At 69.5% G+C, this 22,035-nt stretch carries 18 protein-coding genes and 1 pseudogene; 9 read left to right on the top strand and 10 right to left on the bottom strand.

Going from position 1 to position 22,035, the window contains the following annotated elements; genetic code table 11:
• Positions 1-111: 111 nt before the first annotated feature.
• A complete protein-coding gene (locus ACH4D5_RS00570) occupies positions 112-1,815 on the bottom strand; it encodes a multicopper oxidase family protein (protein WP_398297083.1) in 1,704 nt (567 codons plus the stop codon).
• A 136-nt stretch (positions 1,816-1,951) separates the two neighbouring features.
• On the bottom strand, positions 1,952-2,617 hold the full coding sequence (locus ACH4D5_RS00565) for a hypothetical protein (protein ID WP_398297081.1): 666 nt from the start codon (positions 2,615-2,617) through the stop codon (positions 1,952-1,954).
• 70 nt (positions 2,618-2,687) lie between these two features.
• Here ACH4D5_RS00565 and ACH4D5_RS00560 point away from each other — a divergent pair, with 70 nt between their 5' ends.
• The 3 genes from ACH4D5_RS00560 to ACH4D5_RS00550 are packed head-to-tail and all read left to right on the top strand — an operon-like array spanning position 2,688 to position 5,725.
• Complete coding sequence (locus ACH4D5_RS00560) at positions 2,688-4,154, top strand: APC family permease (RefSeq protein WP_398297079.1); 1,467 nt, start codon at positions 2,688-2,690, stop codon at positions 4,152-4,154.
• Between the two features lie 43 nt (positions 4,155-4,197).
• On the top strand, positions 4,198-4,923 hold the full coding sequence (locus tag ACH4D5_RS00555; RefSeq protein ID WP_398297077.1) for a DUF998 domain-containing protein: 726 nt from the start codon (positions 4,198-4,200) through the stop codon (positions 4,921-4,923).
• A 4-nt stretch (positions 4,924-4,927) separates the two neighbouring features.
• Positions 4,928-5,725 carry an alpha/beta fold hydrolase gene (locus ACH4D5_RS00550; RefSeq protein ID WP_398297075.1) on the top strand — a complete coding sequence of 266 codons (798 nt, stop codon included), beginning with the start codon at positions 4,928-4,930 and terminating at the stop codon, positions 5,723-5,725.
• 51 nt (positions 5,726-5,776) lie between these two features.
• Here ACH4D5_RS00550 and ACH4D5_RS00545 read toward each other — a convergent pair whose 3' ends face one another.
• The 4 genes from ACH4D5_RS00545 to ACH4D5_RS00530 form a co-directional block, all read right to left on the bottom strand.
• On the bottom strand, positions 5,777-6,841 hold the full coding sequence (locus tag ACH4D5_RS00545) for a LacI family DNA-binding transcriptional regulator (RefSeq protein ID WP_398297073.1): 1,065 nt from the start codon (positions 6,839-6,841) through the stop codon (positions 5,777-5,779).
• Between the two features lie 124 nt (positions 6,842-6,965).
• Entirely contained in the window at positions 6,966-8,603 is a 1,638-nt protein-coding gene (locus ACH4D5_RS00540; RefSeq protein ID WP_398297071.1) for a sugar ABC transporter substrate-binding protein, read from the bottom strand.
• 57 nt (positions 8,604-8,660) lie between these two features.
• Positions 8,661-9,524: a carbohydrate ABC transporter permease gene (locus ACH4D5_RS00535; protein WP_398298454.1), complete on the bottom strand. Its 864-nt coding sequence runs from the start codon at positions 9,522-9,524 to the stop codon at positions 8,661-8,663.
• Between the two features lie 29 nt (positions 9,525-9,553).
• Positions 9,554-10,408: an ABC transporter permease gene (locus tag ACH4D5_RS00530; protein WP_398298452.1), complete on the bottom strand. Its 855-nt coding sequence runs from the start codon at positions 10,406-10,408 to the stop codon at positions 9,554-9,556.
• A 380-nt stretch (positions 10,409-10,788) separates the two neighbouring features.
• Here ACH4D5_RS00530 and ACH4D5_RS00525 point away from each other — a divergent pair, with 380 nt between their 5' ends.
• Positions 10,789-11,760: a hydroxyacid dehydrogenase gene (locus ACH4D5_RS00525; RefSeq protein ID WP_398298450.1), complete on the top strand. Its 972-nt coding sequence runs from the start codon at positions 10,789-10,791 to the stop codon at positions 11,758-11,760.
• A gap of 473 nt (positions 11,761-12,233) precedes the next feature.
• On the opposite strand, the gene ACH4D5_RS00520 is transcribed toward ACH4D5_RS00525, so the two are convergent.
• Together ACH4D5_RS00520 and ACH4D5_RS00515 are read right to left on the bottom strand one after the other, a co-directional pair.
• Complete coding sequence (locus ACH4D5_RS00520; RefSeq protein WP_398297069.1) at positions 12,234-12,857, bottom strand: DUF305 domain-containing protein; 624 nt, start codon at positions 12,855-12,857, stop codon at positions 12,234-12,236.
• Complete coding sequence (locus ACH4D5_RS00515; protein ID WP_398297067.1) at positions 12,854-13,513, bottom strand: DUF3105 domain-containing protein; 660 nt, start codon at positions 13,511-13,513, stop codon at positions 12,854-12,856. The genes ACH4D5_RS00520 and ACH4D5_RS00515 overlap by 4 nt, the downstream gene beginning before the upstream one ends.
• A 136-nt stretch (positions 13,514-13,649) precedes the next feature.
• Between ACH4D5_RS00515 and ACH4D5_RS00510 the strand changes: the two genes are divergently transcribed.
• Positions 13,650-14,117, top strand: coding sequence for an RrF2 family transcriptional regulator (locus ACH4D5_RS00510; RefSeq protein ID WP_398297065.1), 468 nt, complete (start codon positions 13,650-13,652; stop codon positions 14,115-14,117).
• A 14-nt stretch (positions 14,118-14,131) separates the two neighbouring features.
• Here ACH4D5_RS00510 and ACH4D5_RS00505 read toward each other — a convergent pair whose 3' ends face one another.
• Entirely contained in the window at positions 14,132-15,376 is a 1,245-nt protein-coding gene (locus ACH4D5_RS00505) for a globin domain-containing protein (protein ID WP_398297063.1), read from the bottom strand.
• Between the two features lie 390 nt (positions 15,377-15,766).
• Between ACH4D5_RS00505 and ACH4D5_RS00500 the strand changes: the two genes are divergently transcribed.
• The 4 genes from ACH4D5_RS00500 to ACH4D5_RS00485 all read left to right on the top strand — a co-directional run bounded on the left by ACH4D5_RS00500 (position 15,767) and on the right by ACH4D5_RS00485 (position 20,620).
• Positions 15,767-17,128: a glutamine synthetase family protein gene (locus tag ACH4D5_RS00500; protein WP_055564891.1), complete on the top strand. Its 1,362-nt coding sequence runs from the start codon at positions 15,767-15,769 to the stop codon at positions 17,126-17,128.
• Between the two features lie 780 nt (positions 17,129-17,908).
• Positions 17,909-18,586: a hypothetical protein gene (locus tag ACH4D5_RS00495; RefSeq protein ID WP_398297061.1), complete on the top strand. Its 678-nt coding sequence runs from the start codon at positions 17,909-17,911 to the stop codon at positions 18,584-18,586.
• Between the two features lie 990 nt (positions 18,587-19,576).
• The gene (locus ACH4D5_RS00490; protein ID WP_398297059.1) at positions 19,577-20,032 is read left to right on the top strand and encodes a hypothetical protein; all 456 of its coding nucleotides are present in this window, start codon (positions 19,577-19,579) and stop codon (positions 20,030-20,032) included.
• Between the two features lie 27 nt (positions 20,033-20,059).
• A complete protein-coding gene (locus ACH4D5_RS00485) occupies positions 20,060-20,620 on the top strand; it encodes a hypothetical protein (protein WP_398297057.1) in 561 nt (186 codons plus the stop codon).
• Positions 20,621-20,796: 176 nt separating this feature from the next.
• On the opposite strand, the pseudogene ACH4D5_RS00480 reads toward ACH4D5_RS00485, so the two are convergent.
• Positions 20,797-21,563 (bottom strand): annotated as a pseudogene (locus ACH4D5_RS00480) (transcriptional regulator); the annotation flags it as partial.
• Between the last annotated feature and the right edge of the window lie 472 nt (positions 21,564-22,035).

The raw sequence follows: 22,035 nt of genomic DNA, 5'->3' as shown, positions 1-22,035 counted from the left end.
TTCGGAAGGGGTGGCATGGGCCTGTGGCCTGGGATGCCTGCCGACTGCTATGCCGTTATTATCCCGCTTCTAGCGATAAGTGCCTACCCTTCTTCCGTGGTCGGCGGGCGGTCAGCTCCGGTAGCCGAGGACCGTCATCATTCCCGCCTCCGCGTGGTACACGTTGTGGCAGTGGATCATCCACAGGCCCGGGTTGTCCGCCTCGAAGTCCACCGTCAGGCTGCTGTTCGGCAGGACGATCGCGGTGTCCTTGCGGGGGCCGCCCGGGGTGTGCGCCAGGGCGAAGGTGTGGCCGTGCAGGTGAACGGGGTGCCACATCGAGGTCGAGTTGGCGAAGGTCAGGCGGACCCGCTCGCCGGCGCGGACGGGGTGGCGCCGGCCGGGGGAGTAGGGCTTCTTGTCGAAGGCCCAGTCGTACGCGGCCATGCCGCCCGTCAGTTGGAGCCTGATCGTGCGGTCCGGCTTGCGGGAGGGCAGGGCGACCGACTCGTGCGCCCTCAGCTCGGCGGCGGTCAGGAGGCGCCCCTTCAGCTCGTCGGGGCGGGTCGACGCGGTCGGCGCGGCCCCGCCGCCCGTGCGCAGCACCGCGAGCGCCGCCGCCTTCTTGCCCTCGGCGACGGCGGTCAACGGGAAGACGCCGTCCTTGGCGGTGACCAGTACGTCGTACCGCTCGCCCATGCCGAGGAGCAGCGCCTGTGTCTTCGCGTGCCGCACCGGGAAGCCGTCCGTGTGGGTCACCGTCATCTCGTGGCCCCCGAGGGCTACGCGGAAGGCCGTGTCCCCGCCGGCGTTGATGATGCGGAGGCGGATGCGGTCGCCGGGGCGGGCGCGGAACTGTGAAGGCGCCGCGGCCGTGCGCCCGTTGATGAGGTAGTGCGGGTAGGCCACGTCGCCCGCGTCGCCGCCCAGCAGGTCGCTCTTGGCGCCCATCATCATGCGGGAGGGGCCGGCGGAGCCGGAGGGGGTGCCCGGCATGTCGTGCCCACCGTGGCCGCCGTGGCCGCCGGAGTCCCCGCCGCCCATGTCGTGGTCGGCCATGCCCTTGCTCAGCTCGGCGAGCACGCCGTCCGGGGTCGAGCCGTCCACTCCGTCCACCCAGTCGTCGAGGACGATCACCCACTCCTTGTCGTACTTCAGCGGCTCCTTCGGGTCCTCGACGATCAAGGGTGCGTACAGCCCGCGGTCCTGCTGGGTGCCGGAGTGCGGATGGAACCAGTACGTCCCCGGGTGGGGCACCGTGAAGCGGTAGGTGAAGTCCGCTCCCGGTTTGATGTCCTGCTGGGTGAGGCCGGGGACGCCGTCCATGTCATTGCGCAGGGCGATGCCGTGCCAGTGCAGGGAGGTGGCCTGCGGCAGGTGGTTGGCCAGGGTGAGGGCGAGGGTGTCGCCCGCGGTGACCCGGACCTCCTTGCCGGGGAGCCGGTCCCCGTACGCCCACGACCTGACCGTGGGGCCGCCCAGGTCGAGCCTGGTCTCCACCGCCGTCAGCCTCACCTCGCGGGTCCGGCCGCCGCGGCCGCGCTTCTTCTCGGCGGCCGCGACCTCCTTGCCCGCGGGGTCCACATAGCCCTCGGGCCCGGACGCACCGCCCGGGCCGTGCCCGCTGTGGCCACCGCCCTGGTCCGCGTCCGAACAGGCCGTCAGGATTCCCGCCCCGGCGACGGCGGCCGCGGCACCGAGCACGGTGCGCCGCGAGGGAACGACGCGGGAGGGAACGGGCCGCGCGAGAAGGGGTTGCGCGAGGACGGATTGCGCGGGAACCGGCTGTGAGAGGGCGGGCTGTGACGGGACGTGCGGAGAAGCTTCTTTACGCATGGCTGGGTGACACCTCGTCGTGGTGGTGCGTGCAGATGGGCGCATCTGCTGCTTCTGGTACACCGCCCGACCCCCGCGGGTTCCCACAGGAGCACCACGAGTTCGGCGGGCAGCGCGAAGCAGCCGGTGCGCAGGCCTAAATGCGCAGCACCGACAGACGGGAGAGGAGTATGCGGGGCGGCGGCGGGTTGGGCCGCAGGATGTGGAGGAGCCGCCCGGGAGCGCGCAGATGGGCGACGCGCGGGCCCGGCCGCAGCAGGCCTGCCCGCACCAGCAGGGCGAGCGTGAAGGCGCCCAGCACCGCGAGGCACACGGACAGCGGGTCCATCGCCATCCCGCCGTCGTGCGGTTCGGAGGCGGAAGCGGGGCCGGCCGCGGGGGACACGGCCACGCGCATGCCACGGTCACCGTGACGGTCAGGGTTCATGAGGTCACCGTGACGGTCAGGGTTCATGAGGTCACCGTGACGCTCGGGGCTCATGCCGTCCCCGTGCCGCTCGGGGCTCATGCCGTCCCCGTGACGCTCGGGGCTCATGCCGTCCCCGTGCCGCTCAGGGCTCATGCCGTCCCCGTGCCGCTCAGGGCTCATGCCGTCCCCGTGCCGCTCGGGCCTCATGCCGTCCCCGTGCCGCAGGGATTCACCGACGGCCACATGCCGGTCAGCCTCGTGCCGGTCACCCCCATGCCCCCCGCCGGAGCCCCCCGAAGGATGCCCCAACGTATGCATGGTCACGATCCCGAAGAGCAGCGCGGCGAGCAGCAGCCACTGCCCGTGCCCCGTGCGGCTCCTCGTCCTCGCCATGAGGCGCACCCTACCCCCGCCGGGTATCCGGCGACATGCGGGCCCCCGCCGCTCCGACGATCATGAGCGCATGACGAAAAAGGACGAACCGGAGCAGACCGGTGCGGGAACCCTGCCGGAGCCGGACCCGGCCATTCCGCGGCAGTTCATCTCCTGGCTGACGCTCGCCCTGATGACCACCGCGTCCGTGGCCAGTCTGCGCCCCTCGCCCTCCATGGCCATCTACGGACTGGCCGCCGTCTTCCTCTACCTCCTGCCCGCCGTCGTCTTCCTGCTCCCCACCGCCCTCGTCGGCGCCGAGCTCGCCTCCGGGTGGTCCGGCGGCATCTACCGCTGGGTGAGCGAGGCCCTGGGCAAGCCGCTCGGGTTCGTCGCCGTCTGGTGCCAGTTCGCCATGACCATCGCGTACTACCCGAGCCTGCTCGCCTACGTCGCCTCGACGTTCGCGTACGTCGTCCATCCGAGCCTTGCCGAAAACGGCCTCTACGTAGCGATCGTCATCGTCGTCATCTACTGGACCGGCGTATGGGTCACGTGCCGGGGGACCAAGACAGTCGCCGGGCTGTCCTCCTGGGGGCTCGTCATCGGCACCCTCGTCCCGGGCGTCGTCCTCGTCGCGCTCGGGGTCGTCTTCCTGGGGCAGGGCAACCCGTCCGCCGCGCCCATGAGCGCCGACCACTGGCTGCCTCCGTGGACCGGCCTCGCCAGCCTGGTCCTCATCGTCAACAACTTCCTCTCCTACGCGGGCATGGAGATGAACGGCGTCCACGTGTCGTCGCTGCGCCACCCCCGCTCCGAGTACCCGCGCTCGATCTTCCTCGCCACCGGCCTCGTCCTGCTGATCTTCATCCTTCCGGCCCTGGCCATCAGCTGGGTCATGCCGTCGGGGCAGCTCAGCCTCACCGCCGGTCTGATGCAGGCCTTCCAGGCCTTCTTCGACCACTTCCACGTCGGCTGGCTGACCAAGGTCGTCGGGATCATGCTGGTCATGGCCGCGCTCGGCGGCATGCTCACCTGGCTCGCGGGCCCCGCCAAGGGCCTAGTGACGCTGGCCCGGCAGGAGGGCTATCTGCCGCCCGTCCTGCAGAAGTTCAACAAAGCGGGCGTCCCCCGGAACATCATGGTCGCGCAGGGCGTGATCACCACGCTGATCGGTGTCCTCTACGCCTTCAGTGACAACGTCTCCAGTGCGTACTGGATGTTCTCGGTCATCACCGTGCAGATCTACCTCATCGCGTATCTGCTGATGTTCGTGGCCGTCGTACGGCTGCGGAAATCCCATCCGGAGGTGCCGCGCGGCTTCGTGGTCCCCGCCGTGACGCTCGTCGCGTCCGTCGGCTTCGTCGCGTCGCTCGTCGCGCTGGCCATCGGCTTCGTGCCGCCCGACCAGTTCGGCAAGGGCCCGCTGTGGCGCTACCTGCTGATCGTCGGCGGCGGCCTCCTCGCGCTCGGCGTCCTGGCGCCCGCGGCCTTCCTCAAGTACCGCAAACCCAGCTGGATCCACCCCGAGCACCGGCCGGCCCATGCGCAGAAATAGCGTGTGCGCACCGGTGCCCTCCGCCACGACGGCAGCCGCCCCCATGGACGCACGTCCCGTCCGCCTCGCCAGGCCCGCCGCCGCACGTGTCCTCGTGGGCCTCCTGCTGGCCGCCGCCCTCGCGTACAGCACATGGTCGGCCGAGGCCTTCCTGCCGACCGGCCTCTCGTCACGCACGACGTACGTCAGTGAACTCGCCGCCGAGGACCAGCCGTACGGGACGTTCTTCCGCACCGCGGACTTCCTCGCGGGCCTCCTCGTCCTCGCGGGCGCGGCGCTCGCCCTGGCACGGCTGCCGCTCCGCGGGTGGTGGACCGCGGCGGGCTGGGCGGGGCTCGCGCTGTTCGGGGCGGCCACGGCGGCCGACTCCCGTCTCCCGCTGAACTGCGCGGCGACCGCCGACGCGGGCTGTGCCGCGCGCGAGCGGGCGGGCATCGTCCCCTGGACGCACTCCGCACACGCGGTCAGCAGCAGCCTGGCGGTCACCGGAGCGCTGGTCGCCATGGTGCTGCTCACGGTCGCCGCGCGCCGTCGTGCCGGCACGTGGCCGACGCTCGCGCGCACCGGGCCCGTCCTCGTCGTCCTCGAACTGGCCGCCACGGGGTGGACGCTGGCATCCGTCGCCGCGTTCGAGGCCGGGCGGGGGACGTGGGGGCTCGGGATCGGCCAGCGCCTCCAGGTGCTGTTGATCGCGGTGTGGTTGGTGACGCTCGCGTGGTCGGTGTCTAGGGACGCGAAGGGTCCGCCTTCGGAGGCAGGGCGGGGGTGACCGCGTGACCTTCGTACGCGTCGGGGGAGTCCCGCACCACGTCGAGGTGACGGGGAGCGGGCCGGTGTGCGTGCTCAGTGCCGGGCTCGGCCTCGGCTGGTTCGACTGGGACCCGGTGGTCCCGCTGCTCGCCCCGCACCGGACCGTCGTCCGCTTCGACCGCCCCGGCCTCGGTCTCAGCGGCCACGCGCGCGTGGCACCCACGTTGCGGGGCGAGGCGGACCGCATCCGGTGCGTCCTCGACGCGGTACGGCTCGGCGCGGCACGGGTCACGGTGGTCGGCCACTCCCTCGCCGGATTCCACGCGGAGGCGTTCGCGCGGCTCTACCCAGTACGTACGGAGGGACTCGTCCTGGTCGACTCCAGCGTCGAGGAGCGGCCGCGCGCCCTGCTGCCGCGCGGGGTCCGGGTGACGGCCACGCGCGCGTGCGGGACGCTGCTGTGCGCGGCGGGCCTGCCCCGGGCGACGGGCCCCGCACTGCGACACCTGGCGGCGCCCACCCCTTGGGCCCGTCTGTACGGGAGCAGCCGTGTGTGGCGGGCGACGCTCATGGAGTACGCGACGTACGCCGACGAGGCACGTGAACTGGCCGCCCTCCGGCGCGGGGCGCCCCTGCCGGCCGGTCTCCCGGTCACCGTACTCGCCGCGTACAAGGGAGGCCCGCGCCGATGGCTGAACCGCCAACGCGCCCTGTCCCGCAACCTGGACGCGACTTTCCAGGTGGCGCACCCATCGGGCCACATGATCATGCACGACCACCCGACGGCCCTGACAAGCGCCATCCTGACGACAACGCCATAGCCGCCCCCTACGTAGACGCCGACCGGGCGGACGACGGCCAGGCGTGATGCTTCAGGGGCGCGGGGAACTGCGCCCCCGCACCACCCGCACACTGTCCCGAATCACGATGTGCGTACCGAGAACATGCCGTTCCTGGCCCGAGGCCGGAGAGCCGGAGAGGGCGCGGCGGACCGCCGTGCGGCCCATTTCCTCCGCGGGGATGTGCACGGTCGTCAGGCCGGGAGTGATGTCACCGGCCACCGGGTCGTCGTTGTAGCCGACCACCGACATGTCCTCCGGCACCCGCAACCCGTACTCCCGCAGCGCGATGATCGCCGCCGCCGCGGCCCGGTCGTCGCCCGCGAAGACCGCCGTGAAGTCGGGCTTGCCGCCCGACCTGTCGAGCAGCTCCCGCATCGCCCGATAGCCGTGGTTTTGCCCGAAGCCGATGCCGTGGAGGACGGCCTCCTCGCGCGGCACCCCGTGGTCCGCGAGCGCCCGGAGGAAGCCGGCGAGCCGGTCCTCGCCGGTGGTGTTTCCCGGCTCGTAGCCGAGCAGCGCGATCCGCCGGTGTCCGGCGCCCAGGAGGTGGCTGGTCACCGCGTGGGCGCCCGCTTCGTTGTCGTACTCGACGACCAGCGCGGGCATGTCGGGCGTCGGCGCCGGCCGCCCGCACAGGACGAGCCGGGAGCCCGCCGCCGCGAGCGCCTCGGCGTACCGCGCCATCCGCTGCCGGTACTCGTCGTCCTGGACGGCCCCGCCGACCAGCATCACGGCCTCGGCGGCCTGTTCCCGCATCATCTGGACCAGGGCCAGCTCGCGCGCCGGGTCGCTGCCCGTGGACGCGACGAGGGTGAGGCGGCCCCGCTGGGCGGCCTCCACCTCCACGCCCTGCGCGACCTGCGCGTAGAACGCCCCGACCACGTCGTACATGAGCACCGCGATCGTCTTGCGGCCCGCGCCCGCCAACGCGCGCGCGTGCGCGTTGGCGACGTAGTCGAGGTCCTTGACCGCGCGCAGCACCTTGGCGCGCGACGCCGTGGACGTCGGGTAGTTGCCCGCGAGCACCCGCGAGACCGTCGCCACCGAGACGCCCGCACGCGCGGCCACCTCGCGGATGGTGACCCGCTCACCCACTGTGTCTCCCTCTCCTGGCCATCGGCCGACCGCCGTCCGGCGGCGAACCCGCCGGGTCCGGGGCCGAGTTGCCACTCGCCGGCGCCCTGCCCCCGGACCCATCATCCCGCGCCCCGCCGCCGGGTCAGTGCGCGGCCTCGTACTCCTCGAGGAACTCCTCGGCGGCCCGCTTGCCGCCCTGGGAGCGCCACTTGTCGTAGACGCCGTCCCAGTCGGAGAGCTTCTTGCGGCCGGAGACGATCGCGGTCACGCCGTCCTCGATGATCTGCTGCATGGAGGCGCCCTGCCGGTTGTACGTGTCCGACATGAGGCCCCAGTGGTCGTCGGGCACGAGGAGCGGGACGACCTTCTTCTCCCAGGCGTGCAGCCGCTCGGTGAGGTCGGGGAAGCCGGGGAAGTACAGCGGCTGCGGGGCGTCCATGAGGTAGGGGAAGGGCAGGTTGGTCCTGGAGTCGATCAGGCCGAGCTCGGTGGCGACCGGATCGCCGTCCTTGTTGTACTCGAAGTGGGTGCCCTCCACTCCGTAGTGCATCAGCTCGTACTCCTTCGAGCCGAACGGCGAGGCCAGCCAGTCGAGCACCCGCAGCATCAGCCGCACCCGCTCCTTGGAGGCCTTCTTGATGACGGTGTAGCCGAAACAGCCGCGGTTCTGCTGGTAGACGGGTGTGGCGCCGTCCACCGTGTAGGGCTCGGCGACGTCGAGGGTGAACTCGTCCTTGATGCCCTGGGCGTTGGAGATGACGGCGCCCCAGCCGTCGGTCATCGAGCGGACGGTGCCGTTGTAGAACTGGGTCTTCAGGTCGACCTGGGAGATCGACGTGGCGTCCGGGTTGTACGAGCCCGCCTTGCGCATCCCGGCCATGTGTTCGAGGGCGGCCTTGAACGCGTCGGTCCCGTACATGTCGGTGACCTTGCCGTCCTTGATCTGCCACTGGTTGGGCGCGCCGTGCCACATCGCGTGGTACATGTAGCCGAAGAAGCCCACCGTGGACGCGCCGAGGGCGTACTTCCTGTCCTGTGAGGCCTCTTTCGCCATCGCCCGGAAGTCGGGCGCGGACATCCCCGGCTCGTACCCGGCCCGGTCGAACGCCTCGCGGTTGATGAACATCGCGCCGTGCACCTTGGCGCGTTCGATCGGCAGTCCGTAGATGCGCCCGGCGATGCGGCCCATGCCCTCCCAGGCGTACGTGGGGATGTTGGCGAGGTTGGGATAGTCCTTGACCGCGTCGCCCGACAGGTGCTCGCTCAGGTCGGCGCACCGCGACTTCACGAACTGCGACTCGCGCGGCAGGACGTACCCGCCCCCGAAATTGATCATGTCGGGCAGGTCGTCGCCGGACATGAGGGTGGACATCTTGGCGCGGAAGTCCGCGTCCGGCACGACGGTGAACTCGACCTCGACGCCCAGGGCTTCGTTGACGGCCTGCCAGTACTCGTTGCGGCCGACCGGCTTCGGCGGCGTGCCGTAGGTGATGGTCATGACCTTGATCTTCTGCTTGCCGGTGCCCGGCTTCTCGCTCGTCGCCCGCACCAGCTTCTGGGGGTACTTCGTGTACCCGGGCTGGACGCCCTCGGCGGTCGGCGCGAGATCGGGGGTGGGGCCCTTCGCCGGCGTGTACGTCGGCCAGGGCGCCGCCTTCTTGCCAGCGTTGGCGACGTTGCCGCCGCCGTCGGAGCCGGTCGAGCAGGCGGTGAGGACGGACGGGGCGGCCAGGGCGGCGCCGCCGACGGCTATGGAGCGGAGCACGGTACGCCGCGACATCGAGGAACCGGACACGTGGATGGGCCCTTCTGGACGAGTTGGCAACGGGGCGAGGTATCAGCTCTTGATGGCGCCGGTGAGCACGCCCTTGGTGAAGTACTTCTGCAGGAAGGGGTAGACGAGCAGGATCGGCACGGTGGCGATCACCAGGACGGCCATCTGCGTCGTCTGCGGGGCGGAGACCTGGCCGGCCTCGCTCAGCCCGGTGTCGGCGATCTGGGAGCCGCCGATGACGTACGTACGCAGCACCTGCGACAGCGGCCAGTGGCCGGACTCCATGTAGATGGAGGCATGGAACCAGGCGTTCCAATAGCTCACGGCGTAGAAGAGGGAGACCACGGCGAGGGCCGCCTTGGACAGCGGGAGCGCGATCCGCCACAGGATGTGCCAGTCCCCGGCGCCGTCGAGCCGTGCGGCCTCGTACAACTCCTCGGGTATCCCCTGGAAGAAGCCGCGCAGCACGATCAGATTGAAGACGTTGATCAGCACGGGGGCGATCAGCGCGGCATACGTGTCCATCATCCCCATGCCCTTGACCAGCAGGAAGGCGGGGATCATGCCGGGCGGGAAGAGGAACGTGAACAGGATGAGCAGCAGCACCGGCTTGCCGCCGAAGACACCGGGGCGGGCCAGGGCGTACGCGAGGAAGGTGGTGCACGCGAGCGAGAAGAGCGTGCCCACGACCGTGAGGCCGACGCTCACGCCGAGCGCCTTGGTGACGATGCCGCCGTCGAGGATGGTCCGGTAGGCGCGCAGCGTCGGATCGCCCGGCCACAGCACCCAGCCGCCGTTCTCCACGACCTCCCGGTTGGAGGCGAGCGAGGTCGAGACGATGACGAGGAACGGCACGAGCACGAGCGCGAGAACGACCGCGACCGCGACGGCCTTGGCGGCCTTGGTGGCGAACCGGGGCTTCTCCATCCAGGCGGGCCTGGTGGCGTGTCCTGTACTCACTTGTAGACCCCCTGCTCGCCGAGCCGGTGGGCGATCCGGTTGGCGGTGAAGACGAGCGCCGCGCCGACGACGCCCTTGAACAGGCCCGCGGCCGCCGCGTATCCGGTGTCGCCGCCGACGATCCCCTGCCAGAAGACGAACGTGTCGAGCACCTCGCCGACCTCCGGGCCGACCGACTGCCGTTGCAGCAGCATCTGTTCGAAGCCGACCGAGAGGATGTCGCCGAGCCGCATGATCAGCAGCAAGATGATGATGGGCCGGATGCTGGGCAGCGTGACGTGCCAGAAGCGCCGCCAGGGCCCGGCCCCGTCGATGGCGGACACCTCGTACAACTGCTCGTCGACCTGCATCAGCGCGGCGAGGAAGATGATGGTCCCCCACCCCGCGTCCTTCCAGATCACCTCCACGACGACGAGCGCCTTGTACGCGTCCGGGTTGCCGATGATGTCGACGGTGTGCAGCCCCGAGTCGCTCAGGAACGTGTTCAACAGGCCTGTGTCGCTCAGCACTTGCTGGAAGAGCGCCACGACGACGACCCACGACAGGAAGTGCGGCAGATAGATCACGGACTGCGTGAAACGACGCAGCAGGTCCGAGGTCAGGCTGTGCAGGAGCAGCGCGAGGGCGAGCGGCGCGGGGAAGAAGAAGACCAGCTGCAGCACGGCGATGAACAGGGTGTTCCACGTCGCGTGCCAGAAGTCCGGATCCCCGAACATCCGCGAGAAGTTCTCCGTGCCCACCCACGGGCTGGCCCAGAGGCCGTCGAAGGGGACGTACTCCTTGAAGGCCACCGCGTTGGCGACGAAGGCGCCGTAGTGGAAGACCAGGAAGTACGCGAGCCCGGGCGCCATGAGCAGCACGAGGAAGCGCGTGCGCTGAAACCGCTTCCACGCCGTATCGCGTACCGATTTCTTGCCATCTGACCTGGTATCGCGCCTGCCGGGCGGCTTCACCGCCCCGGTTTCCGCCCGGTCCTTCGTCACCGTCGGCACGGCAACCCCTCCGTCGTCGGAATAAGGTGCCCGGAATCTAAAGCGGTTACATCGCCCGGTCAACCCCCCTTGCCTCGCTGTCTCTTGACCACTCTCCCGGATTGGTCCTAGCCTCCAGACGCTGGTTGGTAACCGGTTACTACGAGGGACGGTCACGCGTGGCAGATCAGGCAGAGCGGGCGGGTCGGGCGGATCGGCGAGAACGGAACGGCGACGGTCCGCCCATCGCGGCGCTGGCCATGGGCGTCGAGGTCGCGGAGCGCGTGTTCACACCGGATCTACGTGAACGACTCGCCCGCAGCGTCCGGTTGACCCAGCCGCTCCTCTCCGGCCCCCTCACGGCACCCGAGGCGGTGACCGTCCTGTCTGTCGCGGAAGTACTGGTCACGGGCTGGGGCTGTCCGCCCCTGACCCCGGAGATCCTGGCCTCCGCACCTGCCCTGCGCGCCGTCGTCCACGCGGCGGGCTCCGTCAAGCCGATGGTGACGGAGGCCGTGTGGGACCGCGGCATCGTCGTCTCCTCGGCGGCGGACGCCAACGCGGACCCGGTGGTGGCCTTCACGCTCGCAGCGATCACGTTCGCGGCGAAGGGGGCGCTGTCGGCCGCGGCGGGGTACGCGTCCGGGTGGCCGCCCTTCACCGACCGCACCGGGGCGGACGCACGCACCATCGGCGTCATCGGCGCGTCCCGGATCGGCCGCCGGGTGATCGCGGCGCTGCGGGGGTCTGACGCGGGCTTCCGCGTCCTGCTCACGGATCCCTATGTGAGCCGCGCCGAGGCGGCGGAACTGGGCGCCGAGCTGGTGGACCTGCCCGCCCTGTGCGAGCGCAGCAGCATCGTCACGGTCCACGCGCCGCAACTCCCGGAGACCCGGGGCCTCCTGAACGCCGACATGCTGAAGCGCATCCCGGACGGCGGGGTCGTCATCAATACGGCGCGGGGGTCACTGGTCGACACGGAGGCGCTGGCGCGGGAGTGCGGGGCGGGGCGCCTGGACGCGTTCCTCGACGTCACGGATCCTGAGCCGCTGCCGGCGGACCACGTGCTCCTGCGGCTGCCCAATGTGCTGGTGACCCCGCATGTCGCGGGGGCGCAGGGGAGTGAGGTGCGGAGGCTCGGGGAGTACGCGGTCTCCGAGGTCGAACGTTACGTCGCCGGAGCGCGGCTCCGGGGGGTCCTCGTGCGGGAGGACTTGGCCCGCCTGGCCTGACCTGACCTGGCCCCTGGGCCTCGAGCACCTCCCGTCTCCCCTGCGCCATCCCGCCGGAGTAGGAGCCCCAAGCCCGCCGCTCCGCGGCGGATGCTCCCCACCCACCCACCCGTTTGCCCCGCGCCGTCCAGCGGGAGTAGGGGCGGGTGGGTGGGTCTGCCCCGTGGCGTCCTGCGGGGGTTGGGGCGGGTGGGGTTTGCCCCGGGGCGCAGCTGCCGCGCAGGGGGCAAAAGGCGGGGTACCCCCGCCGGGCCGCAGCTGCCGGGCAGGGGAGCGAAGGCGGGGAAGCCCCACCGGCCCGGCAGCCGCTCGCGCTCGCGAGGGGACGTGGGGGTATGTGCGAACGGAGCACTGAGCGCGCTGTGGCGTCTTTGGACTTGAGGCGTGGCGCAGGGATGGCGAGTACGCACATACCCCCGCGGCCCCGCCCCACAGACGGGCCCCCGGCGTACCGCCCAGGCACAGCGCCAGCGCTACGGCTTAGCGCCCCGCGCCTTCAGCAGCGTAGACATCAGCGAGATCTCCGACTCCTGCGACTCCACCATCCCCCGAGCCAGCCTCCGCTCCGCGGAAACCTCGCACCGGTCCACGCACCCCTGCGCCATATGCACCCCACCCTTGTGGTGCCGTGTCATCAGTTGCAGATACAGCACCTCCGCCTTCTTGCCGCTCAGCTTCCCCAGCCGTTCGAGCTCCGCCCCCGTAGCCATCCCGGGCATCAGCGCCCCGTCCTTGCCGGGCGGCATGTCCCCCATGCCCATCCACTCCATGGGAGCCCCGTCCGGAACCTTCGGCAGCTCCCACAGGTCCAGCCACCCGAGCAGCATCCCGCGCTGGTTGGCCTGGGTCTGCGCGATGTCGTACGCGAGGCGCCGCACCTCCTCGTCGTCGGTCCGGTCCCGCACGATGTACGACATCTCCACCGCCTGCTGGTGGTGGACGGCCATGTCCCGCGCGAACCCCGCGTCGGCCGACGAACTCGCGGGCGTGCTCCCCGAGTCGGAGGAGTCCGTGGCGGCGACCGCCGCCGTGATGCCGCCGCCGGCGACGACCGCGGCGACGACGCCCCCGACGAGCCAGTTGGTACGCCGCCTCACTGCGCCAGCCCGCTCGTGCAGGCCGCACCCGGCTCCGGCGTCTGCTTGCCCTGGACGTACTTGGAGAAGAACTCCTTGACCTTCGGGTCGTCCGCGCCCGAGACCGTCCGCTGGTGTGCCCACGCGGTCAGCATGACGGGGTCCTTCTGGTCCTTGACCGGGCTCATCAACGAGTACGGCGTGGCCTTGACCTTCGCCTCGAGCTTCTTCAGGTCGGCCGGCTTCGCCTTGTCGTTGTACGTGACCCAGACGGCACCGTGCTCAAGGGAGTGCACGGCGTTCACCTCCGGGATCTCCTTCTTGTAGACGTCGCCGTTGCAGTTCATCCACACCTGGTTGTGGTCCCCGCCGACGGGCGGCGTCATGGGGTAGTCGACCTTCTTCGTGACGTGCGTACGGCCGAGTTTGCCCCAGACCTTCTCGCCGTCGGCGGAGACCTTGTACTTCGGCCAGCCCTTCGCGTCGTCCTTCGAGCCCGAGTCGTCGGACGCCTTGTCGAAGAGGAAGAAGCCGCCCACGCCGAGCGCCGCGACGAGGACCGCGCTGAGGGTGATCGTCAGGGCCCGCCCCCGCCGGTCACGCGCACGGTCCGCCCGGCGCATCTCCTCTATCCGGGCCTTGCGGGAAGCGTTGCTCGTGTTCTTGGCGGAACCCATGATGTGTCCTTCTGCGGAAAGGGCCGAACTGGACGACGAACGAGTCCGCTGATCGTAGTGCGAGGAAGGGCCGCTACCACAGGGCGTCCGGGCGCAAAATTTGAGCCACGGATGCGCATTACCTACGCTCGGGGACATGCGGCTCATGAGATCCACCGACCTGGCGCTGCGCACCCTCATGCGCCTGGCCGTGGCGACCGGAGCGGCTCCCACGACGCGCGAGGTGGCCGCCGACATGGCGGTGCCGTACACCCACGAGGCGAAGGTCGTCGCCGAGCTCCAGAAGATGGGCCTGCTGGCGGCCCGCAGGGGCAGGGGAGGCGGCCTCACACTGACGGAGGCGGGCCGCACGGCGTCGGTCGGCGCGCTGGTGCGGGCCTTCGAGGGCACGGGCGACGTGGTGGACTGCGAGGGCGGCGGCACGCCGTGCCCGCTGAACTCGGCGTGCCGCCTGCGGGACGCGCTGCGCAGGGCGCAGGAGGCCTTCTACGCCTCGCTGGACGCGCTCACGGTGGCGGACATCGTGGCCGCCCCGACGGGCCCGCTGCTCATCGGCATCACAACCCGCGACGCGACCCCCGAGTCACCCCGCGACGACATCTGACCCCCCACGTCTACTCAGCCCTGCGCCGCCAGCCACAGATCAGGCCCGAACACCTCGTAGTGGATGTCCGCGGCGGCGACACCGCGCGCGATCAGCTGGGAACGTACCGTCCGCATGAACGGCAGCGGCCCGCACAGGTACGCGCGCGTGCCCGGCGCGACCGAGGGAAGTGCGGCCAGATCGACGCGCCCCGTGAGCTCCGCAGGGTGACCTGCCTCGGGCCGCTCGTAGAAGAAGTGCGCGGTGGCGTCCGGGAGTTTGCCGGTGTACGCCTCGTGGTCGGCGCGCAGCGCGTGCTCGGCGGGGGAGCGGTCGGCGTGCACGACGGTGACCGGTGCGCGGTGTCCGGTGGCGGCGAGCTGCTCCAGCAGGGCGATCATCGGGGTGACGCCGATGCCGGCGGAGGCGAGCAGCAGCGGAACGTCCGTGTCGGTCTCGTCGAGGACGAGATCCCCGTACGGCGGGGAGACGCGCAGGACGTCTCCTTCACGCACGCGCGCGTGCAGGTGGTTCGAGACCTCACCCTCAGGCGCCCCCGCACCCCCCGGCACCCGCTTCACACTGATCTGCCACACCCCAGAGCCACCCCCAGGCCCAGCCCCACACTCAGCCCCCGCCCCACCCGACAAGCTGTACTGCCGTATCTGCCGCGCCCCGTCCCCGAGTTGCACCTGCACGGACACGTACTGCCCCGCGCGGAAGCCCGGTGCCGGCGCCCCGTCGGCGGGCCGCAGCCGGAACGTGGCGACGTCGGCGGTCTCCTCGACGCGGTCCACGACCTCCCACTCGCGCCAGGTGTCGTCGCCCGCGGTGACGCCCTGTTCGGCGTAGAGCCGGGCCTCGATGGCGATGAGGGCGTTGGCCATGAGCCAGTAGACGTCGTCCCAGGCGGCGGCGACCTCGGGCGTGACCGCGTCGCCGAGCACCTCGGCGATGGCGGCGAAGAGGTGCCGATGCACCGTCCCGTACTGGTCGGGGGCCACGCCGAGCGAGGCGTGCTTGTGCGCGATGCGGTTCAGCATGACGTCGGGCCGCTCGTCGGGGTGCTCGACCAGGTGGACCGCGAAGGCGGCGATGGAGCCGGCCAGGGCCTGCCGCTGGGTGCCCGCGGCCTGGTTGCCGCGGTTGAAGAGGTCACGGAGCAGCTCCGGATGGGCTGCGAAGAGCCGTGTGTAGAACCGCTCGGTGATCTCACCGATGGCGGCTCCGACGACGGGAAGCGTGGCACGGACGGTCGCGGCCGACTGTTCTGACAGCAACGTGGGCTCCTCACGCCGATGGACGCCGACGGACACCGACGGACACCGATGGACGCCGGTGGGCGTCGATGAGCGCCGATGGGCAGGACGCGGTACGGGAGGATTGCGCCTCCCTTGTCTGTTTCGGGACTCAAATTAACATCTCAGATGCAACTTATAGTCGCCGGGGGCCTGCGCCTGCCGCCGTTACGGCCGCGCGGTGGAGCAGGCACTATGGGCACAGAGCGACAAGCGGCACGCAGCGGCGAAGCGGCCACCGGCGCGGTTCGGACACCGCGGCACGGGGTCCGCAACGCGCGCGAAACCAAGGAGTGGGATGCTCGTGTGCCCGGTGTGCCCCGGGGCGCGCATGCAGGTGGCCTGACCAGCAAGGATGGGTGGAAGCGGAAGATGAACAAGCAGCAGGAATTCGTGCTCCGTACGTTGGAGGAGCGCGACATCCGGTTCGTGCGCCTGTGGTTCACGGACGTCCTCGGCTTCCTGAAGTCGGTGGCAGTGGCCCCGGCCGAGCTGGAACAGGCTTTCGATGAGGGCATCGGCTTCGACGGTTCGGCCATCGAGGGCTTCGCCCGGGTGTACGAGTCGGACATGATCGCCAAGCCGGACCCCTCCACCTTCCAGGTGCTGCCCTGGCGCGCGGAGGCCCCGGGCACGGCCCGCATGTTCTGCGACATCCTGATGCCGGACGGCTCCCCGTCCTTCGCGGACCCCCGCTACGTACTGAAGAGGGCCCTCGCCAAGACCTCCGACCTGGGCTTCACCTTCTACACCCACCCGGAGATCGAGTTCTTCCTCCTGAAGGACAAGCCGCTGGACGGCTCGCGGCCCACCCCCGCCGACAACTCCGGCTACTTCGACCACACCCCGCAGAACGTGGGCATGGACTTCCGCCGCCAGGCCATCACCATGCTCGAATCCATGGGCATCTCGGTGGAGTTCAGCCACCACGAGGGCGCCCCCGGCCAGCAGGAGATCGACCTCCGCTACGCCGACGCGCTCTCCACGGCCGACAACATCATGACGTTCCGCCTGGTCATGAAGCAGGTCGCGCTCGAACAGGGCGTCCAGGCCACCTTTATGCCGAAACCGTTCTCCGAACACCCGGGCTCGGGCATGCACACGCACCTCTCCCTCTTCGAGGGCGACCGCAACGCGTTCTACGAGTCGGGTGCCGAGTACCAGCTCTCCAAGGTCGGCCGCTCCTTCATCGCGGGCCTGCTGCGGCACGCCGCGGAGATCTCGGCCGTCACCAACCAGTGGGTGAACTCCTACAAGCGCATCTGGGGCGGCTCCGAGCGCACCGCGGGCGCGGGCGGCGAGGCCCCCTCGTACATCTGCTGGGGCCACAACAACCGCTCGGCCCTGATCCGCGTCCCGATGTACAAGCCGGGCAAGACCGGCTCGGCCCGGGTCGAGGTCCGCTCGATCGACTCCGGCGCCAACCCCTACCTCACCTACGCGGTGCTGCTCGCCGCCGGCCTGAAGGGCATCGAGGAGGGCTACGAACTCCCGCCGGGCGCGGACGACGACGTATGGGCACTGCGCGACGCCGAACGCCGCGCCCTGGGCATCGAGCCGCTCCCGCAGAACCTCGGCGAGGCCATCGCGCTCATGGAGAAGTCCGAACTGGTCGCCGAGACGCTCGGCGAGCACGTCTACGACTTCTTCCTGCGCAACAAGAAGCAGGAGTGGGAGGAGTACCGCAGCGAGGTCACGGCCTTCGAGCTCCGCAAGAACCTGCCGGTGCTGTAGCCCCAGCCCACAGCACTCTTCGCTCACTCCACCGAGAGGGCCCACGCTCACCGGCCGTGGGCCCTCTCGGCTGTCTGCCTGGGGCCGGGCCATCCGGCGGACGCGATGGCCGAGGGGTACCTCAATCTGGCACACAGTAGCCCGCAGCCTTTGTCCTCCCGGGGCAACCCGGGAGATGAGATTGTCGGCTTTTACGGGAAGCCGGTCTGATCACCTTGTCCGGCGCGCATGCTCCCGAATCGACAGGATGGCCTTGGCGGACCTGGCAGTAGAGCTGGCGGTGAACCTCGTCGGCGACGACGGCGAGCGCTATACGCCCAGCCCTGAGCCTAGCGACTCGGAGCGCTGAGCTTGGGAATCTATGGCGCATGCCTGCCCCGCATGGCTTCTGACCTGCAGTTTCCTACCCCCTTTTGGCCTTTGGCGCGACTGCCTCTGGGTGCCGGTTCTGACCGCTGTTCGCCGCTCCAAAGGGCACGGCTGGAGCACGTGAAGCCGGTGGCCTCCTGAAGCGGGGCACGCATGGCGGCACGCCGTTGTCCGCGACCACGAGCTGGATGGATCTGTAGGGATGCCTGCACCGGCCCGAGCCGTGACGATCGACGAAGTGGCTGTCGGCCGACCTCACCGCCCAAGCCGCAGATCCGCGCTGCGAGGTTGCTGCCGTGAGCAGGCCCATGCGGGGCCGCCCGGTGCGGCTTGGTGTGCTGCGTGATGCGTCCAGATTCGCTTTTGAGGTCTTGGTGGCGGCGCTCTCAACGTGGACGTAGGTTCCAGCGCATGGGCGAGTATCGATCCGTTGTCAATGGTCTGAGCGGTCACGTCGAGGGTCCCGTCGTGCAGGCGCAGTCGGTCCGAGATGTGTTCATGTCGAATCCGTCGAGCACGGTAAACAACGTGATCAAGGAGGTGCGTTCGCTGAAGGTCGTGGCGACGCTGTATCGGACGCTGGCCTCTCTCGCGGCACTCGCGACCATCGTCGGAGCCCGTCGCTGGGGTACACCGCTCGACGGGATGGCCACCGTCTGCGATGCGCTGGCGGTCCCGTCAAGCTGGACGGAATCCCCCGCGAGCTGGATTGCCGAGCGTGCCGGGCTGGTCGGTGGTGTGGCACAGATCTTGCTGATGGTGGGATTGCTGGTACTGCCAAGGCCGGGGCAGCTCGGCTGGGACCTTGGGCAGACGATGGAGTGGCGTGGTCCGTCGACTGTAGTGCTGTCCTTCGCGCTCTCGGTGCAGAGCGACCAAGTGTGGTCGGCGCTGTTCTTGGTCGGACTCCTTGCTGCTCTCGGCCTCTGGGTGCTGAGCTGGACCCAGCACCGGTACAGCCGATCGGATCGTGTGACGGTGGCCGTGGGCAGCATCTTCCTTGCAGTGATTTACGCCCCGCTCCTCGTGTTCGCTTGGCTTTTCGCCCGGGACGCGGGCAGCAGGCCGTACGCACTCGTCGACTCGTGAGTCAGGCATGGTGAAGTCCGAGAAATACAGACACCGACGAACCCCCAGACGGGCGACCTGAGCCCTCTCGTCTGAGTGGGCGACGGGAATCGAGCCTGCGTTCTGGGCTTGGGAAGCTCCTCCAGCAGTCTAGGTCCTAGAAGTTGATGACTATGGAAGTCCCCCAACTTCTGTGGACGGACTCAATCAGACTGTTCGAGCGGCCGATACGCGTTGCGGATGTCCGTGGGGGCTCGCGGGTGGGACTGTGGTGGGGCAAGTCCGTCCAGCGGACTGCGGAGTCACCTGGTGGGCCCCACCAGACAAAGGCAGGCGCAGTCCAATGGTGATCTACTGAACTGATCGCGTATCTTCGGCGAATGGGTGAACGGCCATATGTGCGGAACGAGTTGAGCGGCCGCGTTGAAGGCCCTGTCGTGTAGGCGGGCGCTGTCCACGGGGACCTCAACTTGAACGTTGCGCCACCCGCCGGGGCGCACGACGCTGACCATGCTGCGTTCCTAGCGCGCCTTCGGGAGCGCACGCAGGACGAATGGGCGGCCGAGGACGCGCAGAGGCGGCGGCGCGAGGTTGCAACTGCTCGGCTCGTCCGTTCGCGGAGGAGGTTCCGGCGTCTTTGCTGGTCTGTTCTCCTCATCGCGATTCCGTCGGGAGTTTTGTGGGCCAGAACCGAAGGCGGGGTCTGGTCAGCCCTTATTCCGGCCTGTCTGGCGGGAATCGGGTTGCTGTCCACCTATGAGCGTTGACTCGTCCCCTGAGGTGGTCGCGTAAGTGATGCCGCCTCGGATCGCGTGCGGCTACCAGGCCGGCTCTCGCGATTCAGGTACGAGGCGCGGCGGGCGCAGGGAGGCGCCACCTGCGCGGGGAGGCGCCACGGTCGCCAGAGGCGCTCGTACATGTTGGGGGCGTGCGACGTACGGTAGCTGTCGGTCTTTGATCGTCGAGCGCCATGGGTGCGGTGGCCGACTCGACTGCTAGTAAGGGGGATGGATGGAAGCAGAGTTGATGGCACTCGCTGCCGCGGGTGCAACGGCATTCGTTCAGCAGATGGCGACTGACTCTTGGGCACAGGCTCGTGATCGGATCGCCTTGTTCTTTGCGCGTCGCGACGGTGGCGAAGGAGTCGTGATCGAAGGCGAGCTGGAGACCTCGCGCGGAGAGCTCACGGCGGCGTTGGAGGCCGGTGACGAGCAGATGGTCTTGGACGTCGAGGCGGAATGGCGCACACGGCTGCGACGTACCTTGATGGCCAATCCGGCTGCTGCTTCTGAACTTCAGTCAGTGCTCGATGAACTTGCTCCCAGGCGAGGCGATCAACAGGTTGCGGAGGTGCACAACACGATCAGTGGGAGTGTGCAGCATGGTCCCGTGGTCCAGGCCGGCAGTGTGGGTTCGCTCAGCTTCGGGGTGCCTCCTGAAAGAGGTTGGGGTAGTACTCAGGCGTGATTTCGTATGGGGCCTTAACATCCCGGCGTGGACTCACCTCGTAGAGAACAGCCGTCCGTTCAGCACGCGACGGTTGCCGTGGCCAACGGGCTCGATAGCTCGACCGTGCACGGACCGGTGGTGCAGGCGCGAGACATCCAGCAACTAAGGATCACAGCCAGCACCTCAGCGCTACTCTCGGAGCGGTACCAGGCTTACGAGGGCTTCTGCACCGTGTGGGAAGACCTCCAAGGGCAGATCCTGCGGGTGGCGACCTCGCTATGGACCGTGAGGAGCTTCGATGAGTACCGGGACATGGTCTATCGCTCGGAGTCCCTGTGTCGCGATCTTGAACTGCGGCATCGTCGGATCTCGCTTCTGGACGGTGGAGATGCCCCGTCGCTCCCAGTGCTGGAAGCCGCCAAGCAGGCTGTCCAGGCGGTCGGACCCCACATGTACGCCTGGGGCCGGGGCAACGACGAAGCGGTGTCCAATGCCGCGGCCCGCAACTTTGCGTCATTGATGAGCCTCAGTGATGCGGAGGCTGCGTTCGAGAGCTTCATGCAACGTGCGAGCGGCAGGCTCGGCGGTGGGAGTGGCAACGTATAGTTCGATGCGGCCGCTTTAGGGGAAGCTACCGGTCCGGCAACGACTGCCGAACGGGTCGACGCGCTCGCCCGTGAGCCGGGCGTGCGGGAAGGTCGTCCGTCCGCATCGCCGCGTACGGTCCTGGCCGAACCAAGGCCAAAGACTCCGCTTCCGTATGCGCCGGAGGAACACGACCCCTATCCGTCCAGGTGGAAGCGGTCGGACATGCGCCGCAACTTCTCTCGCGTGGCTGCCCGTTCGGCGTAGACGATGCTGCGGAGCGTGGAACGGGCGATGGGATGGTTCCGTACGAGCTGGGGCGCGATCCGCTCGGCGGTCTCCAGCTCGCTGAGGGCCTTGTCCCGGTTGCCGTCCCACAGCCACGCGCGCGCGATGTCCATGTGGTGGTGCCCTTGACGGGAGTTGGGCAGGGCACCGACCAGGGCGGGGCTGGTGCGGCGGTTGATCTCCAGGGCCTTGCCCTGCTCGCGCTCCTCCAGGGCGACGCTGATCGCGTGGATCTGAACGTTCCCGGCGGAGAACGTCAGCGAGTGCCGGTCGTACACCGGCGCCCCGGCGCCCGTACGGCCAGCGGCTCGCCGTGCTCGTACGCAAGCTGCACCGCCCCGATCGCCTTGTCCGAGAGCGTCAGCGCGTCCGCCCAGTCGGCCGTGGCTCACATGTCCCGCACCCGCATCCAGTCCGCGACCGCCGGCAGCACGGGATCCCCGGAAAGGCGTGCCGACCAGGCGGCCCGCTCGCAGGCCATCGCCACCAGCTCGGGGTGGCCGAGGGAGTGGGCGGCGGTATGGGCGAACTTGCAGCACACCGCGTAGATGGCGTACGCCTCCTCGCGCTCGTGCCCCTCCGACACCTCGGCCAGCGTCCGCGCCTCGCGGAACAGGTCGGGCAGGACCCGGAGGATGGCCACGTTGGAGGCGGTGTCCCGGAGTCGGTTTTCCCTTCGCAGCGGCCTGCGAGTGGGAGGAAAAGCACTGGCCGGATCACCCATGTGATGCGGGTGCTGGCGTCAGCGATCGATGTCGTGCATGGCTCGGAGTAGTGCTCGTCGCGTGTCGATCCGGCCCTCGTAGTTCCGCTCCCAAGCCTTCGCGGAACGCTCAGGTTGAGCTCCGTATTGATGTTTCGCAGGACGATCGAGAGCTAATCATCGGCCTGGGCTGCTGAGTATGCGCCGAAGGATGTCGTGAGTGTTGGTCGGCCCTTGGGTGACAAGTCTTCCACCCAGCATTCGCACCAGAAGCTGCGGATGCTTTCGTCGCTCAGCATGGCGGCTCTCCTGGTGGTGCCTCCACATCGAACTCGCGCTCTCAGTTTGGGAAGCTGAGGTGTTTTGGGCCTGCTGGGCGCCTGATCTGCTGTCCGCTGTGCGGAACTGCTTCAATATCAGCGGTTCTGTACCCGGAATTCCCCGT

The sequence above is a fragment of the Streptomyces sp. NPDC018029 genome, from assembly GCF_044327655.1.
GTDB lineage: Bacteria > Actinomycetota > Actinomycetes > Streptomycetales > Streptomycetaceae > Streptomyces.
This window is presented reverse-complemented; position numbering and strand designations above follow the sequence as displayed.

Excerpts from the sequence above, each read along its gene's own strand:
- ACH4D5_RS00570 (WP_398297083.1), bottom strand. The coding sequence starts at position 1,815 with ATGCGTAAAGAAGCTTCTCCGCACGTCCCGTCACAGCCCGCCCTCTCA.
- ACH4D5_RS00565 (WP_398297081.1), bottom strand. The coding sequence starts at position 2,617 with ATGGCGAGGACGAGGAGCCGCACGGGGCACGGGCAGTGGCTGCTGCTC.
- ACH4D5_RS00560 (WP_398297079.1), top strand. The coding sequence starts at position 2,688 with ATGACGAAAAAGGACGAACCGGAGCAGACCGGTGCGGGAACCCTGCCG.
- ACH4D5_RS00555 (WP_398297077.1), top strand. The coding sequence starts at position 4,198 with ATGGACGCACGTCCCGTCCGCCTCGCCAGGCCCGCCGCCGCACGTGTC.
- ACH4D5_RS00540 (WP_398297071.1), bottom strand. The coding sequence starts at position 8,603 with ATGTCGCGGCGTACCGTGCTCCGCTCCATAGCCGTCGGCGGCGCCGCC.
- ACH4D5_RS00535 (WP_398298454.1), bottom strand. The coding sequence starts at position 9,524 with ATGGAGAAGCCCCGGTTCGCCACCAAGGCCGCCAAGGCCGTCGCGGTC.
- ACH4D5_RS00530 (WP_398298452.1), bottom strand. The coding sequence starts at position 10,408 with ATGGCGCCCGGGCTCGCGTACTTCCTGGTCTTCCACTACGGCGCCTTC.
- ACH4D5_RS00525 (WP_398298450.1), top strand. The coding sequence starts at position 10,789 with ATGGGCGTCGAGGTCGCGGAGCGCGTGTTCACACCGGATCTACGTGAA.
- ACH4D5_RS00515 (WP_398297067.1), bottom strand. The coding sequence starts at position 13,513 with ATGGGTTCCGCCAAGAACACGAGCAACGCTTCCCGCAAGGCCCGGATA.
- ACH4D5_RS00510 (WP_398297065.1), top strand. The coding sequence starts at position 13,650 with ATGCGGCTCATGAGATCCACCGACCTGGCGCTGCGCACCCTCATGCGC.
- ACH4D5_RS00500 (WP_055564891.1), top strand. The coding sequence starts at position 15,767 with ATGAACAAGCAGCAGGAATTCGTGCTCCGTACGTTGGAGGAGCGCGAC.
- ACH4D5_RS00495 (WP_398297061.1), top strand. The coding sequence starts at position 17,909 with ATGGGCGAGTATCGATCCGTTGTCAATGGTCTGAGCGGTCACGTCGAG.
- ACH4D5_RS00490 (WP_398297059.1), top strand. The coding sequence starts at position 19,577 with ATGGAAGCAGAGTTGATGGCACTCGCTGCCGCGGGTGCAACGGCATTC.